The following is a 15,836-nucleotide window of genomic DNA, read 5'->3' on the forward strand; positions in this document are numbered from 1 at the left end:
GGGATATATTCGGTATCCATGAGTTCTTTCTCCATCCTGGTCGGCAAACTGGTCCGCGGCGCCTCACGGCTGCGCGGCGGAGGGTCCGCCCTTCCCGGCCTGGTGGTGGAGAAGATCGACCCGGATTTTATCCGCCGGACGCTCTCCACCCTGCCCCTCGGCGTCGCCGTCGTGTCAGGAACCAACGGCAAGACGACCACCACCAAAATGGTGGTGGAACTGCTCGAAGGCCAGGGCCTGAAGGTCTTCACCAACCGCACGGGAAGCAACTTCACCCGCGGCGTAGCTGCCGCGCTGCTCGGTGAGGTGAACCTGCGCGGCCGCCTTGATGCTGACATTGCGGTGCTGGAACTCGATGAAGCGCACGCTGTTCACTTCGTGAAGCTGATCCAACCGCGCTACGCCCTCCTGCTCAATGTCCTGCGCGACCAGCTGGACCGGTTCGGCGAGATAGACAAGACCACCCGCCTGCTGGAGCAGATAGCCCTGGCGACGACCGACACCGTGGTCCTGAACCGTGAGGATCCCAGGGTCGCGTCGATTGCCGATTCGCTGACCAGCCAGAAAGTGACGTACTTCGGGCTTGACGCGTCGCTGCGCAGCACCTTCCCGAACGACGACGAGATGCGCGGATCACGCTCCGAAGCCATCGCCGCTGCCCAGCCCGCCGACGTGGTGCTGACGCGCGTTGCCGAAGCTGACGCTGACTTCGTGGTGGACGGAACCCCCACCACCACCGGGCTGAAGCTCCGCGGCGTGTACAACATCTTCAACGCTGCCGCCGCCCTGGCCTTTGCCCGGCAGATCCTCGGGCCGAAGGCAGACCGTGCCAAGCTGTTCGAGTCCCTGGCCAAGGTGGAACCGGCGTTCGGGCGCGGGGAATCGCTGACCGTGAACGGGTCGCCGCTGGAACTGGTGCTCGTGAAGAACCCCTCGGGCTTCCGCCTGGGCCTGAAGTCCTTCGCGGCGCACGGCTACGCCACCATGATTGCGATCAATGACAACTACGCCGACGGCCGCGACATGTCCTGGCTGTGGGACGTGGACTTCGACACGCTGTCCGGCGGCGTCGACATGGTGACGGGCGTCCGCGCCTATGACATGGCGCTGCGCCTGAAGTACGACGACGTTCCCGTCCGCGGCGTCGACACTGACATTCCCGATGCGCTGGCGAAATTCATCTCCTCGGCGGGAAGCCAGCCCATGCGGATTTTCTGCACCTACACGGCCATGCTCGCCGTACGCCGGGAACTCTCCAAGATCACGAAGGTTGAGGTGGTCTCATGAGCCGCGACATCCACATCCTGCAGCTTTATCCGCGGGACATGAACATTTACGGCGACTGGGGCAACGTCCTGGTCCTGAAGCAGCGCCTGAAATGGCAGGGCTACAACCCGGTTGTCACCGAGTACAACCCCGGCGACGAGTTCCCTGCCGACGTCGACCTCATTGTGGGCGGCGGCGGGCAGGACAGCGGCCAGGTGGTGATCCAGCAGGACCTGCAGGCCCTGGCGCCCACGCTGCGCCGCCTGGCCGACGACGGCCTGCCAATGCTGGTGATCTGCGGGCTCTACCAGCTCTTCGGCCGGTTCTTCAAAACCCACGACGGCGTCCTCATCCCGGGCATCGGTGTGCTGGACATTGAAACGCACGGCGGTCCGGACCGGCTGATCGGCAATGTGCACTCGGTCAGCGATGAGTTCGGTGACATCCACGGCTACGAGAACCACAGCGGGCAGACCTTCCTGGGCCCGGATGCGAAACCCATGGCGCTGGTCCGCAAGGGTGAAGGCAACAACACCAAGGACGATACCGAGGGTGCCCGCTACCAGAACGTCGTGGCCAGCTACCTCCACGGTTCACTGCTGCCCAAGAACCCGGCCATTGCTGACTTCCTGATTGAGCAGGCCGTCACCCGGCGCTACGGTTCCTATGAACCGGCCCCCGTCCCTGATGCGGACCTTGCCGAACTGGCCCGCTTGTCCGAACTGGCCCGCTCCCACGCTGCCAACCGCCCCCGGTAGTTTGTGCCGGGGGTCTCCCCGATGCGGATTCTCTCCCTCCGGCTGCCGCGCTTCCCACCCCTCGTTACCCCTGTGACAAATGGGACCCCAGCAGGCACCACCCGCCACAAGCAGTGGGGATCTGTGCACGCCAACCCCGTAAGGTGACGCCTCGAGACCGCCGGACGGGCCGGGTTAGGCGGCTTTAATACTCCAAGCGAGCTCTGCGAGCGAAGGAGTTTCGTTGCCGCCGTTCCGGCCCGCCCGGTGGAGCCGGACTGTGGCGGAGCCGCCCGCCCCGGAGCAGCAGGACCTAACGAAGAACCCGGTACCGCAGATGCACGCCGCCGTTGCCGAACGACGCGTTCTCCACCAGCTCAAGGTTGATCCGTTGGTTCAGCCCTTCAAACAGCGAGATGCCGGCACCCAGCAGGATCGGAACGACGTGAAGCTGGATTTCGTCCACGAGTCCGCGCTGCAGGCACTGACGGGAGATCTTGCCGCCCAGCAGGCTCACCGTTTTGTCCCCGGCGTCAGCCATGGCCATGTCGACAGCACCGGCGATGTCATCGACGACGAACGTGTACTTCACCCCGTCCTTGACCACGGGTTCCTGCGCCTCATGCGTCATCAGATAGACCGGCACTCCCGGCAGGCCGCCGTAGGGCTCTTCACCGTCTTCGACTGTCCGGGCCCGGTTAGCGCCACCGACGACGGCGCCGATCTCGCCGACAACGCGGTTCACCAGTGCGGTGTCCTCGTCACCCGCATCGACGTCGAACATCCAGTCCACTCCGTCGTCCGGATCTGCCATGTACCCGTCGAGCGTCACCGTTGCATGAATCAGCACGTTTGCCATTGCCTGCTCCTTTTTCGGCCAGCCGTTGGACCAGGCGGCGCTTAGTTGCAGGCCGTTCTACAGGCTGACGGCCGCGAGATCCAGCGCAGGAGCAGGATCGGTGGCGAGCCGGGCATGTGTTTCCACATCGAAACGCACGCCTCCGTACTCCAGCCTTTGACCGTTCTATCCCCTCAGGAAGAAAACCAGCCCGCTTTGCCGCGGCACAGGACGCCGGGTTATTCAGCCGGTGCCCCAGCTCAATCCGGAACAGGTCGAGCTCCTGAAAAGCCCAGCTCGCCACACCCGCAGCAGCACGCCCGGCGAGTCCAAGTCCTCGGCCATCACTGGCAATCCAGTACGCGAGCCAGGTTGTGCGGTGCCGGCGATCTATGTGGCTGAGCCCAACGTTTCCGACTGCCCGTCCGTCCACATCGATGGCGAAGCTGCACATACCGGAGTCCGGGTCCCAAGCCAACGTGGAGCGGATAAAAGCCATTGCGGCGTCCACGTCATGGACGGCCGAGCGGTCCAACTGGGTATCCAGATCAGGAGTCGACTGGACAGCAGCGAACAGGCAGGCTGCATCATCCGGCTGCCAGGGTCGTAGCGTCATTCTCACCAGCCGAGGCTAACAGCAGCTGTCCCTTCACGGCCCAAGATTCCGTACCGCCCCCCCCCCCGCTGTCCGCCGGGGCACCCACGCACTAACAGACCACACCGGGCCGTGCGACTGCCGCCGGTACCTACGCACCCACAGTCCACACCGGGCCAGGCGACGGATGCGTCCCGCTGGCACCCACGCAGCCGCAGGCCGGTCCGGGTTAGGCGGCTTTAATACTCTCTGCGAGCCCTGCGAGCAGGGAGTTTCGTTGCCGCCGTTCCGGTCCGGCCTGCGGCGGTCCGGCCGCGGCGGCACCCGCGGCGGTCCGGCCCGCCGCGGACCCGGCCAGTGGACGGCCAAAGCTCACCGCTTCGCCACATCCTCCGACACCAGCCATTCGCGCGCCCCATCCTCGCCCGCCCCCATCGACTCCACGACGGAAACCGTCCGCTGGCGTACCTCGGCCTGCTGCCCTTCTGAAGCACACGGCCCCTGCGGCAGGTCAGCTGCCACGGAGCACCAGCGGTACGGGTCGCGCACAATGACGGACGGCGCCCAGGCCAGGTCGGAAACGCGCCAGTCGGCTCCGTCGTCCTCTTGGACGAACTGCGCCCTCACGATCAGGCCCTCGTTGTTCACCGCGTACCAGGGCGAGAGCTCCGTGACGGCATTGCCCAGGCCGTAGATGATCCAGGTGCCGTTGTAGTTCTCGATCGGCAGCACGGAGTGGGTGTGGTGGCCGTAGATCAGGTCGAACTCTCCACTGTCGGCCAGGGCGTGGGCGGTTTCCATCTGCTGGCTGTTGGGTGCGGAAGCATACTCGTCGCCCGCGTGAATCGCCCCGATGACGAGGTCTGCCCCCTGTTCGCGTGCAGCCTTGGCCCGCTGGATCATGTCTTCGGCGTCCAGCATGTCCACCTGCCAGGGGTACTCGGCGACCAGTCCGTTCAAACCGTAGGTCGCTTCAACAATGCCGATCCGGGCCCCGGACGTGTCCATGATCAGCGGGACCTGGGAGTCCTCCTCCGATGCGTAGGATCCGGTGTGTTCCAGTCCCAGCGAGTCCAGGACCGACAGCGTTCTGTTCAGCCCCTCAGTGCCGGCGTCGATGGTGTGGTTGCTGGCCGTCGTGCAGGCCTGGTATCCGACGGCGGCAGCCGCTGTCAGGATCTGCGGCGGTACGTTGAACATGGGATACCCGGCGTACGGTCCGTCCGCTTCGGCAACGGGGGTTTCCATGTGGCAGACGGCCAGGTCGGAGCCAGCGACGTAGGCGCGCATACCCTCCAGCAGGGGTTCGAAGTCCAGCGGCTGTTTTCCACCCGCCCGCGCATCGGCGGCGGCCTGGTCCCAGAGCTGCGGATGCACCAGCAGGTCACCGGCGAGCATCACGGTAGTGCAGCGGATGCCCGGACATTCGGCGCCGGCTCCCGGTGTCACAACCGGTTCGGGCGTTTGGCTTGGAGCTTGTGACGTCGTGGACGGCGCTGCAGCGGACGGCGTCTCCTCGTCTCCGGAGGACGCGGTGCACGAGGTCAGTGCCAGTCCAAGGGCCAGGGCAGTTGCCGCGAGTTTGGCGGCGGTCCAAACTGTCGTCTTCATCGTTCCCCCCGGAACACTCGTGACCGCCTGCGGAGCACCCGTGCGGGTACCTTCTGGTGGTCAGGGATGAGCATACGCGGCCCGTCGGCTGGTTGCGCGGGGGCGCGTATGAAAGTCTTGGTTTTCATGAGCAATGCCCTTCTTTCACCCAGCGCCCTGCCGTATGAACTGCCGGATTTCACGGCCATCGCCGCCAAGGATTTCATCCCTGCTTTTGAAGCCGGGATGAAAGAACAGCGTTCGGAGATCGACGCCATCACCGCCTGTCCGGAACGGGCAACCTTCGAGAACACCATTGCCGCGCTGGAGCGGTCCGGCCAGATCCTCTCAAGGACCTCCGCTGTGTTCTTCAACGCGGCGATGTCCCACGCCACGGCCGAGGTCCAGGAAGTTCAGAAGCAGGTGGGCCCGCTCCTTTCGGCCCACGAAGATGCCATCTACCAGGACTCCGCGCTCTTCGAACGCGTCAGCTCCGTGCCCGGGGACGGGTTGGACGATGAGTCTGCCAGGCTGTTGGCTGAATACCGGCGCAGGTTCCTGCGCGCCGGCGCCGCACTGGACGACGCCGGCAAGGCCAGGATGCGTGAGCTGAATACCCGCCTGGCGGAACTGGGGACGGCGTTCTCGCAGAAACTGCTGGCCGACACCAATGAGTCCGCCCTGGCGGTGGATGACGAGTCCGAGCTGCAGGGCCTCTCCCCCGATGACATCGCCGCCGCGGCCGCAGCTGCCGGCGAGGCGGGGTCCGGCTCGAAGTACCTTCTGTCCCTGATCCTGGCAACACCGCAGCCCGCGTTGGCACGGTTGAAGAACCGCAGCACCCGGCAGCGGCTTTTTGAAGCCTCGGTCAATCGGGGTTTCCGGGACAACGACGGGAACACCCTTGGCATCGCCGCCGAGATGGCAGCCCTCCGCGCCGAGCGTGCAGCCCTGCTGGGCTACGACAGCCACGCCGAATACGCCGTCGGGGACCAGACCGCACCTACGATCGGTGCCGTCCATGACATGCTCTCCAAACTGGTGCCCCCGGCGGTCCGCAATGCCGGCGCGGAGGCGCAGAAGCTGCAGGTTGCGGCTTCGAGGGACGGAATCCATGAGCTGCAGCCGTGGGACTGGGCCTACTACTCCGAGCAGGTCAGGCGGGAAGAATTCGCCGTGGACCTGGATGCGCTGCGTCCCTGGTTCGAGCTGGACCGGGTCCTGAACGACGGCGTTTTCTTTGCCGCCAACCAGTTGTACGGGATCACCTTCACCGAACGCCCGGACCTCACCGGCTACCATCCTGACGTCCGGATCTGGGAAGTCCGGGATCAGGACGGCAGCGGACTTGGCCTGTTCCTGGGCGACTACTTCACGCGGGAGACCAAGAGCGGCGGCGCCTGGATGAACGAATTGGTGTCCCAGTCCCGGCTTCTGGGCAGGAAACCGGTTGTGGTGAACAACCTCAACATCTCCCGTCCTTCCGAAGGCGAACCGGCGCTGCTGACCTTCGACGAGGTCGTCACCGCCTTCCATGAATTCGGCCATGCCCTGCACGGTTTGTTCTCCGACGTCGAATTCCCCTTGTTCTCCGGAACCGCCGTGCCGCGGGACTTCGTGGAATACCCCTCGCAGGTCAACGAGATGTGGATGCTCTGGCCCGAGGTGGCAGCCAACTTCGCCCGCCACTACCAAACCGGCGAACCGCTTCCGCAGGAAACCCTCGACCGGATTCATGCTTCATCGCTCTGGGGCGAGGGCTTTCGCACCACGGAGTACCTGGGAGCCACCCTGCTTGATCTCGCCTGGCACGAACTGTCCGCGGGCGAAGCGGTAACGGATCCGGAAGCCTTCGAAGAAAAAGCCCTGGCCGACTCAGGAGTCAGCCTCCCGCTGGTGCCGCCGCGCTACCGGACCGGATACTTCAAGCACATTTTCGCGGGCGGCTATTCGGCTGCGTACTACTCCTACATTTGGAGCGAAGTACTCGACGCCGACACGGTGGAGTGGTTCAGGGAAAACGGCGGTCTGACGCGCGCGAACGGCGATGCGTTCCGCAGCAAGCTGCTTTCGAAGGGCTACTCGGCCGATCCCCTGGAGTCCTTCCGCAACCTGCGGGGCCGGGACGCGGAAATCGGCCCGCTGCTGGCCCGCCGAGGACTGTCCTGAGGCCATGGCAACGATCGCGTCTTGCCAGCGCCTGCAGCATGCCTGGTTTACCGCCCTGGCATCAGCCACAGGCGGCCGCTCGTTCGGAACACATGAGTCACGCTGGGTGTGGCTTCCGGCTCGCCGCCAGCTCATGCTGATGTTCCCGGACGAAATCTCGGCTGCAGGAATCCGTCCCGGACTGGCTGAAGGATCCCGGCTCGGGGCTTCCTCAGTTACGGCGTGGCTGGGCGGGTCCGTGGACCCCGCACCGCTGGAGGCTTTCGGCTTCCACCGCGGCCCGCAGACCTGCTGGATGACGGCACCCGTGCAGGCACCGCAGGCGTGGCCCGGCACGGCCGCCGCGGTGGAGATCCAGCCGCCGGAGGTCTCCGGCGCAGATGCCGAGGAGCTGCGGGTCGGGCATTCGCAGCCGCGGCAGGCCTGGCATATCGCTGCCCGTGATTCCGCCCGCATGACCGGGCGGGCCTACGCCTTTTATCCCAGCGGGATTGCCGGGCTGTCCGAGGTCGGCGGAATCTTTTCCCTGGCTGTCGGAGCGTCGAGCCGGCGGCGCGGCTTCGGAACGGCTTTGCTGAGTTCCGCCGCTGCTGCTGCCGAAGCCGCGGGTGCGAAGGACCTGATCGTCAACGCGACGGCGCCGGGACAGGACCTTTGCGCTGCCCGCGGCTTCTCCCTGGTGGGCCGGGGGCGGACTTACACCATGGCGATCGGCTAGCGGGAAGCAGGACGCAGGACGCAGGACGCAGGACGCAGGACGCAGCAGAGCGAAGCAGAAAACCAGAGACACAGAACAGCGGCCGGACCAGCATGAGTGCTGGTCCGGCCGCTGTCCTTAAAAGGAGGTGCTGTACGTTACCAGCCGCGCTCGGCGAGGCGGTGCGGCTGCGGGATCTCGTCGACGTTGATGCCGACCATTGCTTCACCCAGACCGCGGGAAGCCTTGGCGATTTCGTCGGGATCGTCGTGGAACGTTGTTGCCTTCACGATCGCGGCGGCGCGCTCGGCCGGGTTTCCGGACTTGAAGATGCCCGAGCCGACAAAGACGCCGTCGGCTCCCAGCTGCATCATCATGGCTGCGTCGGCCGGCGTTGCAATACCGCCGGCAGTGAACAGCACGACGGGCAGCTTGCCGGAGGCAGCTACTTCCTTCACGAGTTCGTACGGGGCCTGCAGCTCCTTGGCCGCGACGTACAGCTCGTCTTCCGGCAGGGAGGACAGGCGGGCAATTTCGGTGCGGATCTGCCGCATGTGCATGGTGGCATTGGATACATCGCCGGTTCCGGCTTCACCCTTGGAACGGATCATCGCCGCACCCTCATTGATCCGGCGGAGGGCTTCACCGAGGTTCGTCGCACCGCAGACGAAGGGAACCGTGAACTTCCACTTATCGATGTGGTTGGCGTAGTCGGCCGGCGTGAGGACTTCGGATTCGTCAATGTAGTCGACGCCGAGGGACTGCAGCACCTGCGCCTCAACGAAGTGGCCAATGCGTGCCTTTGCCATGACGGGAATCGAAACAGCGTCAATAATGCTGTCGATCATGTCCGGATCGCTCATGCGGGAGACGCCGCCCTGGGCACGTATGTCAGCGGGCACCCGTTCCAGTGCCATGACGGCAACGGCACCGGCGTCCTCGGCAATCCTGGCCTGGTCAGCGGTGACGACGTCCATGATCACGCCGCCCTTGAGCATTTCAGCCATTCCGCGCTTGACCCGGCTGCCTCCGGTGGAAGCTGCTGGCTGGGAAGGGTTTTCTTCAGACATGGCGAAGCTCTCTGGTAGGACGGCGGTAGAAGGCCATCCTAAGCCCCGTGAAGCGCACGCCGAGGCTATTGCTGCGTATCTTTTCCGAGGTCCTTGCCCATGAACTCGGCGGCGGCCTGGCGCCGGACCGTGCTCATCCGCTGGAAGATCGTGACGCCGCTGGCCAGGCACAGCGCAATGAGCACTACCAGGAGCACCAGTTCGGGCACTCCCAACCCCACCAGTCCGGTGGCAGTCAGCAGGAAGACCAGCCGCTCAGCCCGTTCGGCCAGGCCTACGTTGGCGTCGAAGCCAAGGGACTCGGCCTTGGACCGGATGTAGGACACCAGCATGCCCAGGACCAGGCAAATGAGCGCCGCAATCCCGATCGCGTCGTTGTCCCCGCCCGTGAAGAACCAGATGCTGACGCCGGCGAAGAGGGAACCGTCGGCGAACCGGTCCAGCGTGGAATCCAGGAACGCACCCCATTTGCCCTTGCGTTCCTGCTGCCGGGCCATGATCCCGTCAATGACGTCGGAGAAGACAAAGAGCAGAATGAAGATCGTTCCCCAGAACAACTGGCCCAGCGGGTAGAAGACCAGGCCGCCGATCATGACGCCGAGCGTACCGATAATCGTGACGGCGTCCGGTGAGACCCGGTGCCTGATCAGCCAGGTGGCCAGCGGGGTGAACAGCGTGGTGAAGAACCCTCGGGCGTATTTGTTCAGCACGCCTGGGACCCACCGGTTTCTGCGGCGGACGGCTCGGGTTCGGCCGGCCAGGCATCGGCCACCTGCTGCCGTACCTCGCCCAGGGTCTGGGTGATTGCCTTGGTGTGCGCAATGATCGGGAGGAAGTTTCCGTCGCCGCTCCAGCGCGGAACGATGTGCTGGTGCAGGTGGGCAGCGATACCGGCTCCCCCGGCGGTGCCCTGGTTCATGCCCAGGTTAAAGCCGGCAGGCGCGGATACCTTGCGGAGAACGCGCATCGCGGTCTGCGTGAGCGCTGCGATTTCCGCCGTTTCCTCCACGTCGATATCCGTGTAGTCCGGAACGTGGCGGTACGGGCAGACCAGTAGATGGCCGGCGTTGTACGGAAACAGGTTCAGGATCACGAAGGCGTGCTTGCCGCGGTGGACGATCAGCGCTTCTTCATCGGTGTGCGACGGCGCCGCGCAGAACGGGCAGTTGTTTTCCGAGGAAACCTGCTCCTGCCCGCCCTTGATGTAGGCAAGGCGGTGGGGGGTCCAGAGCCGCTGGAAGGCATCCGGCACTCCGGCGAGTTCGAATTCATCCGTCACTTCGCCGTCGTGCGGATACTGCTCCTGGCTTTCCATCTGGACTCCCCCGCGCCGCTACTTGTCCCGGTTCCGGACAGCTTCGACGATCCGCTTCACGGCTTCTTCGACGGGCACACCGTTGTCCTGGCTGCCGTCACGGAAGCGGAAGGAGACCGCGCCTGCCTCGGCGTCTTCGCCGCCGGCGATCAGGACGAACGGGATCTTCTCCTTGGAGGCGGTGCGGATCTTCTTCGGGAAGCGGTCGGTGCCGGCGTCCACCTCGGCGCGGATGCCGGCGGCCTTGAGCTTGTCCACGACGTCGTACATGTAGTCGTTGAACGCTTCGGCAACGGGGATGCCGACGACCTGCACGGGAGCCAGCCAGGCGGGGAACGCACCGGCGTAGTGCTCGGTCAGGACCGCCATGAAGCGCTCCACCGAACCGAACAGGGCGCGGTGGATCATGACCGGGCGCTGACGGGTGCCGTCAGCGGCCTGGTACTCGAGCTCAAACCGTTCGGGCAGGTTGAAGTCCAGCTGGATGGTGGACATCTGCCAGGTGCGGCCAATGGCGTCACGCGCCTGCACGGAGATCTTCGGTCCGTAGAACGCTGCTCCCCCGGGATCCGGCACCAGGTCCAGGCCGGAGGCCTCAGCGACCTCGGCCAGGGTGCGGGTGGCTTCCTCCCAGACCTCGTCGGAGCCAACGTACTTTTCCGGATCCTTGGTGGAGAGTTCCAGGTAGAAGTCGTCCAGGCCGTAGTCCTTGAGCAGGTCCAGCACGAAGTTCAGCGTGTTGGTCAGCTCGTCCTTCATCTGCTCGCGGGTGCAGTAGATGTGGGCGTCGTCCTGGGTCATGCCGCGCACGCGCGTCAGGCCGTGGATCACGCCGGACTTTTCGTAGCGGTAGACCGAGCCGAATTCGAACAGCCGCAGCGGCAGTTCACGGTAGGACCGTCCGCGGGAGCGGAAGATCAGGTTGTGCATGGGGCAGTTCATCGGCTTCAGGTAGTAGTCCTGGCCGGGCTTGGTGACCTCGCCGGTCTCCGGGTCGGTGACCTCATCCACGTGCATCGGAGGGAACATGCCGTCCCGGTACCAGTCCAGGTGGCCGGAAACCTCGTACAGGTGGCCCTTGGTGATGTGCGGCGTGTAGACAAACTCGTAGCCGGCCTCGGTGTGGCGCTGGCGGGAGTAGTCCTCCATGGCCTTGCGGATGATGCCGCCCTTGGGGTGGAACACCGGCAGGCCGGAACCCAGCTCGTCCGGGAAGGAGAACAGGTCCAGTTCGGTGCCCAGCTTGCGGTGGTCGCGGCGCTCGGCCTCGGCCAGGCGTTCCTGGTAGGCCTTCAGGGCCTCCTTGGTGGGCCAGGCGGTGCCGTAGATGCGCTGCAGCTGCTGGTTGGCCTGGTTGCCCAGCCAGTAGGCGGCGGAGGAACGGGTCAGCGCGAAGGCGTTGGAGATCAGCTTCGTGTTGGGCAGGTGCGGGCCGCGGCACAGGTCGCACCACACAACATCGCCGGACTTGCGGTCAACGTTGTCGTAGATGGTGATCTCGCCGGCGCCAACCTCGATGTTTGCGCCCTCGCCTGCTTCCTCGGCGCCGTCCTTCTTGCCCAGGAGTTCCAGCTTGTACGGCTCGTTCGCCATGGCTTCGCGGGCTTCGTCCTCGGTGACCACGCGGCGCACAAACTTCTGGTTCGAGTTGACGATCTTCTGCATCATCTTCTCGAGGGTCTTCAGGTCCTCCGGCGTGAACGGCTCGGCGACGTCGAAGTCGAAGTAGAAGCCGTCCTTGATGTACGGGCCGATGCCCAGCTTGGCGTCCGGGCGCAGCTGCTGCACGGCCTGGGCCATCACATGTGCGGTGGAGTGGCGCAGGACGTTCAGGCCGTCTTCGGAATCGATGGTCACTGCTTCGATGCCCTGGCCCGGGGCGAGAGGGGTGTCGAGGTCCTTCAGGACGCCGTCGACCCGCATCACGACTACCTCGCGGCGCTCAAAGAAGAGCTGAGCACCTGTGGTGCCAGTATCCACCGTGGTCTCTTCGCCGTCGACGATGAGGGTGAACTGTTCCGGCACTGACACGTTTGTCTCCTAGATTCGTTTGTGCTGGCACCTGCGCACGGGTTCGTCCGTGCGTCCAATGGCACGCCTTTACGATGTTATCCGCTGTGCTTGGGCCCCACCAACCTGCCGCGCTCATCCGGGGCTGGACTTACGGGCAGGGAAGCTGTGTCCGTAAGGTCCCAGGCCTGAAGCGCCTGCAGGCTCATCCCCCGGGCTCCCGTGCGGCGGGTGAGCCCCCGGATCAGCATCAGTTCGGTGCCAAAGAGCAGGGGGCCGGTCTTTTCCTGGGCTTCAGTGAAGAAGGTGCAGTCCACGCATCCCGTGCCGTCGTCGAGGCTGATGAACACCACGCGGCGCCCGCCGCGCATCGGCGGAGTCTGCGTGGCGACCCGGATGCCGGCCACCAGCACCTCTGAGCCGTTGCGCAGCTGCAGCAGCGATTCGGCTTTGGTCACGCCCAGGGCTGCCAGCAGCGGTTCATAGCTGTCCACCAGATGGGCGCTGACGTCGACGGCGAGCAGGTCAAGTTCGGTGCGGACCCGTTCCGGCAGCGTTGGTTCAGGCAGCTGGGGAACCAGGTTCGCCAGTTCCGTGTCCCCCAGCGGCAGGGACAGCTGGCCGGGAATGGGATCGTATTTCCGGGACCCGGATTTCCCGGTTGTCTCAGCCAGATGCTGCAGCAGGTCCGCCCGGCTGCCGCGGGACCCGGTCTCGCGGGTGAGCGAATCGAAGGCACCCAGCTGGGCCAGGCGCTGGAGCGACGGCCTGGACAATTTGGCGCGGGCCCGCAGGTCCGCCAGGGAGTCGAACGGCTGCCCGGCGGCGATCCTGCGGACTTCAGCGGCCGAGAGGCCGTAGATTCCCGCGAAGCTCAGCCGGATGCCCAGGCGTTCCGGCTGGCCCTTCCGGCCCGGGCCCGCGGGCACGGCCGGTACCCGTTCCACGCGGTACTGTTCTCCGCTGCGGTTGATGTCCAGCGGCAGGATCGGAATGCCCATCCTCCGGGCTTCGGCAACCAACAGCCGCCGGGGATACATTCCGGGATCATGTTCGAAAATGCCGGCGAGGAAGGCTTCGGGGTGATGGGTCTTGAGCCAGGCGGACTGGTAGGTGGGAACCGCGAAGGCAGCACCGTGGGCTTTGCAGAATCCGAAGCTGCCGAAGGCCTTCAGCGTTTCCCAGACCTTGTCGATGGTCTCCGCGTCGTAGCCGCGTTTCTCCGCAGCCCGGCGGAAGAAGTCCTCCACCCCCGTTTCGGCGTCGGGATTTCCCAGCAGCCGGCGCAGTTCATCTGCCTTGGCCAGTCCGCAGCCGGTGAACACGTCGAAGGTCCGCAGGACCTGTTCGTGGAAAACTGTCACTCCGTGGGTTTCGGCCAGCACCGGGCGCAGCGATTCATGCGGGTATTCCTCCGGTGACCAGCCGTGGCGGTGTTCCAGGAACGGACGGACCATGTCCGATTTCATGGGGCCGGGCCGGAAGAGTGAAATGTCGATGATCAGGTCGTTGAATTCGCGCGGCGCCATTTTTCCCACCAGTTCGCGCTGGCCCGGGGACTCGATCTGGAAGCAGCCCAGGGTGTGCGTGCTGCAGATCAGGTCATAGGTGGGTTCGTCATCCAGCGGCACGGCATCCAGGTCGATCCGCCCGTTGTCGGCTATCCAGGCCGGAAGGCTTCCGTCCGCAGCAGGCGGGTGCGCGCCGGCAGCTGCCACTTCCTCCCTGCCCGGGTGGATCCGGATGATCTCCTTCAGCGCGAACGCCATGGCCGACTGCATGCGGACGCCCAGCACGTCGAGCTTGAGCATGCCCATCGGATCCATGTCGTGCTTGTCGAACTGGGACATGGGAAGGCCCAGGCCGCTGGGCTGCACGGGGGTGCGGTCCAGCAGGGATGTATCTCCCAGGATGACCCCGCACGGATGCATGGAGATGTGCCGGGGCAGCCGGTCCAGCCGCTCAGTGAGGTCCACCAGCAGATCCAGCTGGCGGTTCTGCTGGACTGCCTCGGCAACGTCCCGCAGTTCGGGTTTCTCTGCGAGCGCCTCACGGAAGTGGCTGGCCGAGAAGCGCCACAGAGCCTTCGCGACGGCGCCGACCTCCTCTTCGGGAAGGCCCAGGGCCATACCGGCATCGCGCACCGCCCCGCGTGCCCGGTATCCGTTCTGCATGCTCATCAGGGTCACCCGCTGCGCGCCGAAGCGTTCGAAGATGCGGTGGTAGACGTTGTGCCGTTCGGCGCTTTCCACGTCAATGTCGATGTCCGGCAGCGTGGAGCGGTCCCGGGAGAGGAACCGTTCGAAGATGAGGTCGTGGGCCAGCGGGTTCACGTGGCTGACCCCGAGCAGGTAGTTCACCAGGGAGGAGGCTCCGGAACCACGGGCTGCTGCCCGCACCCCCATTTCCCGAATCATCGTGGAGACTTCGGCGACGGTCAGGAAGTAGGACGCGAAACCGAGCCGTTCGATAATGCCCAGCTCGTGTTCGAGCCGGTTGCGCATGGCCGCTTCCGCGGTGGAATCCAGATGCCCGAAGCGCCTGCCGATGCCGGCTTCGCAGCGTCCGCGCAGCTCAAGGCCCGGTTCGGTATCGATCCCGATGACCGAGGCCTCCGGCACCACCGGCTGCTTCCATCCCATGTCCGACGCCGGGTCGATGCGGCAGGAATCGGCGAGCGCCTCCGTGGCGGCGAGCAGTTTCGCCGCACCGGAGCGCCCGTAACCGGCTTCGTGGCTGATTTCCGCTGCGAGCGCGGCCATCTGTTTCCCGGACTTCAGCCAGCCCTGGCCATTGGGCTGCAGGTCTGCCAGCTGCGCCATGGAGGTCAGGGCACGGGCGGCGTCGAGCACGTCTGCGGTAGCTGCTCCGTCTTCATCCACATAGCGCACTGCGTTGGTCAGCACTGCGGGAATGTTCATCTCATCGGAGAGCCGGAGCAACCGTACTGCGTGGGCCAGGCTGAGGTTTACCCCCGGGGCGCTGAGGTGGGTGACCACCTCGACGGCGAGCGCAGCACGCGGCACAACCGCCAGCCAGCGGCGAAAGAGAGTGCGCGCGACGGCGTAGCTGCGGCTGCGCATGGCACGTCCGACGTCGGAGTAGGGGCCCACCAGGACAGTGAGCAGCGGTTCCCCGTCCTTCCCGGCTGACCGGGAGGCAAGCTGTTCCAGTGTGATCCCGGCCGGCCTGCCGGCCCTGCCGCGGGAAGGCGACGTGCCTGCATGTGCATCGGAGATCAGCCGGCACAGCGCATGGTATCCGGCGCCGCGGTTGTGCCCGTGGGCCAGGATCACCACCCTCCCGGTGACGGCGGCATCTTTGCCTTCACCGTCCAGGATGGCGAGGTCCACCCCGACGACCGGGTCTATTCCAGCATCCATGCAGGCGCGCAGGTGTTTGACCGTGCCGTACAGGCCGTCCCTGTCGGTGCAGGCCAGCGCGTCAGCGCCGTCGGCTGCGGCGGACCGGGCCAGTTCATCCGGCCAGGACGTGCCGTAGTGGGCGCTGAACGCGGTGGCGGCGTGGAGATGGGTGAAGCTCATGGCA

General features: G+C 65.5%; 12 protein-coding genes. 4 read left to right on the plus strand and 8 right to left on the minus strand.

The window, feature by feature from the left end:
- Positions 1-18: 18 nt before the first annotated feature.
- Positions 19-1,287 (plus strand): Mur ligase family protein, encoded by a 1,269-nt coding sequence (locus NF551_RS09445; RefSeq protein ID WP_227895679.1) that lies wholly within the window; start codon positions 19-21, stop codon positions 1,285-1,287.
- Positions 1,284-2,024: a type 1 glutamine amidotransferase gene (locus NF551_RS09450; protein WP_227895678.1), complete on the plus strand. Its 741-nt coding sequence runs from the start codon at positions 1,284-1,286 to the stop codon at positions 2,022-2,024. The genes NF551_RS09445 and NF551_RS09450 overlap by 4 nt, the downstream gene beginning before the upstream one ends.
- A gap of 292 nt (positions 2,025-2,316) precedes the next feature.
- On the opposite strand, the gene NF551_RS09455 is transcribed toward NF551_RS09450, so the two are convergent.
- The 3 genes from NF551_RS09455 to NF551_RS09465 form a co-directional block, all read right to left on the minus strand.
- Positions 2,317-2,862: a dihydrofolate reductase family protein gene (locus NF551_RS09455; RefSeq protein WP_227895677.1), complete on the minus strand. Its 546-nt coding sequence runs from the start codon at positions 2,860-2,862 to the stop codon at positions 2,317-2,319.
- Positions 2,765-3,457 (minus strand): GNAT family N-acetyltransferase, encoded by a 693-nt coding sequence (locus NF551_RS09460; RefSeq protein ID WP_227895676.1) that lies wholly within the window; start codon positions 3,455-3,457, stop codon positions 2,765-2,767. The genes NF551_RS09455 and NF551_RS09460 overlap by 98 nt, the downstream gene beginning before the upstream one ends.
- Positions 3,458-3,808: 351 nt before the next feature.
- Positions 3,809-5,047 carry a CapA family protein gene (locus NF551_RS09465; RefSeq protein ID WP_227895675.1) on the minus strand — a complete coding sequence of 413 codons (1,239 nt, stop codon included), beginning with the start codon at positions 5,045-5,047 and terminating at the stop codon, positions 3,809-3,811.
- A gap of 126 nt (positions 5,048-5,173) precedes the next feature.
- Here NF551_RS09465 and NF551_RS09470 point away from each other — a divergent pair, with 126 nt between their 5' ends.
- Together NF551_RS09470 and NF551_RS09475 are read left to right on the plus strand one after the other, a co-directional pair.
- Complete coding sequence (locus NF551_RS09470; protein WP_227895674.1) at positions 5,174-7,195, plus strand: M3 family metallopeptidase; 2,022 nt, start codon at positions 5,174-5,176, stop codon at positions 7,193-7,195.
- A 4-nt stretch (positions 7,196-7,199) separates the two neighbouring features.
- Positions 7,200-7,913, plus strand: coding sequence for a GNAT family N-acetyltransferase (locus NF551_RS09475; protein WP_227895673.1), 714 nt, complete (start codon positions 7,200-7,202; stop codon positions 7,911-7,913).
- Positions 7,914-8,050: 137 nt separating this feature from the next.
- On the opposite strand, the gene pdxS is transcribed toward NF551_RS09475, so the two are convergent.
- From pdxS to NF551_RS09500, 5 genes are all read right to left on the minus strand, one after another.
- The gene (gene pdxS, locus NF551_RS09480; RefSeq protein ID WP_227895672.1) at positions 8,051-8,962 is read right to left on the minus strand and encodes a pyridoxal 5'-phosphate synthase lyase subunit PdxS; all 912 of its coding nucleotides are present in this window, start codon (positions 8,960-8,962) and stop codon (positions 8,051-8,053) included.
- Positions 8,963-9,027: 65 nt separating this feature from the next.
- On the minus strand, positions 9,028-9,672 hold the full coding sequence (gene pgsA, locus NF551_RS09485; RefSeq protein ID WP_227895671.1) for a phosphatidylinositol phosphate synthase: 645 nt from the start codon (positions 9,670-9,672) through the stop codon (positions 9,028-9,030).
- Positions 9,666-10,277 carry an HIT family protein gene (locus NF551_RS09490; RefSeq protein WP_227895670.1) on the minus strand — a complete coding sequence of 204 codons (612 nt, stop codon included), beginning with the start codon at positions 10,275-10,277 and terminating at the stop codon, positions 9,666-9,668. The genes pgsA and NF551_RS09490 overlap by 7 nt, the downstream gene beginning before the upstream one ends.
- Positions 10,278-10,295: 18 nt before the next feature.
- Complete coding sequence (gene thrS, locus NF551_RS09495) at positions 10,296-12,308, minus strand: threonine--tRNA ligase (RefSeq protein ID WP_227895669.1); 2,013 nt, start codon at positions 12,306-12,308, stop codon at positions 10,296-10,298.
- Positions 12,309-12,385: 77 nt separating this feature from the next.
- Positions 12,386-15,832, minus strand: a complete 3,447-nt coding sequence (locus NF551_RS09500; RefSeq protein ID WP_227895668.1) for a DNA polymerase III subunit alpha — start codon at positions 15,830-15,832, stop codon at positions 12,386-12,388.
- Positions 15,833-15,836 lie beyond the last annotated feature (4 nt).

This window comes from Arthrobacter caoxuetaonis (genome assembly GCF_023921125.1).
GTDB lineage: Bacteria > Actinomycetota > Actinomycetes > Actinomycetales > Micrococcaceae > Arthrobacter_B > Arthrobacter_B caoxuetaonis.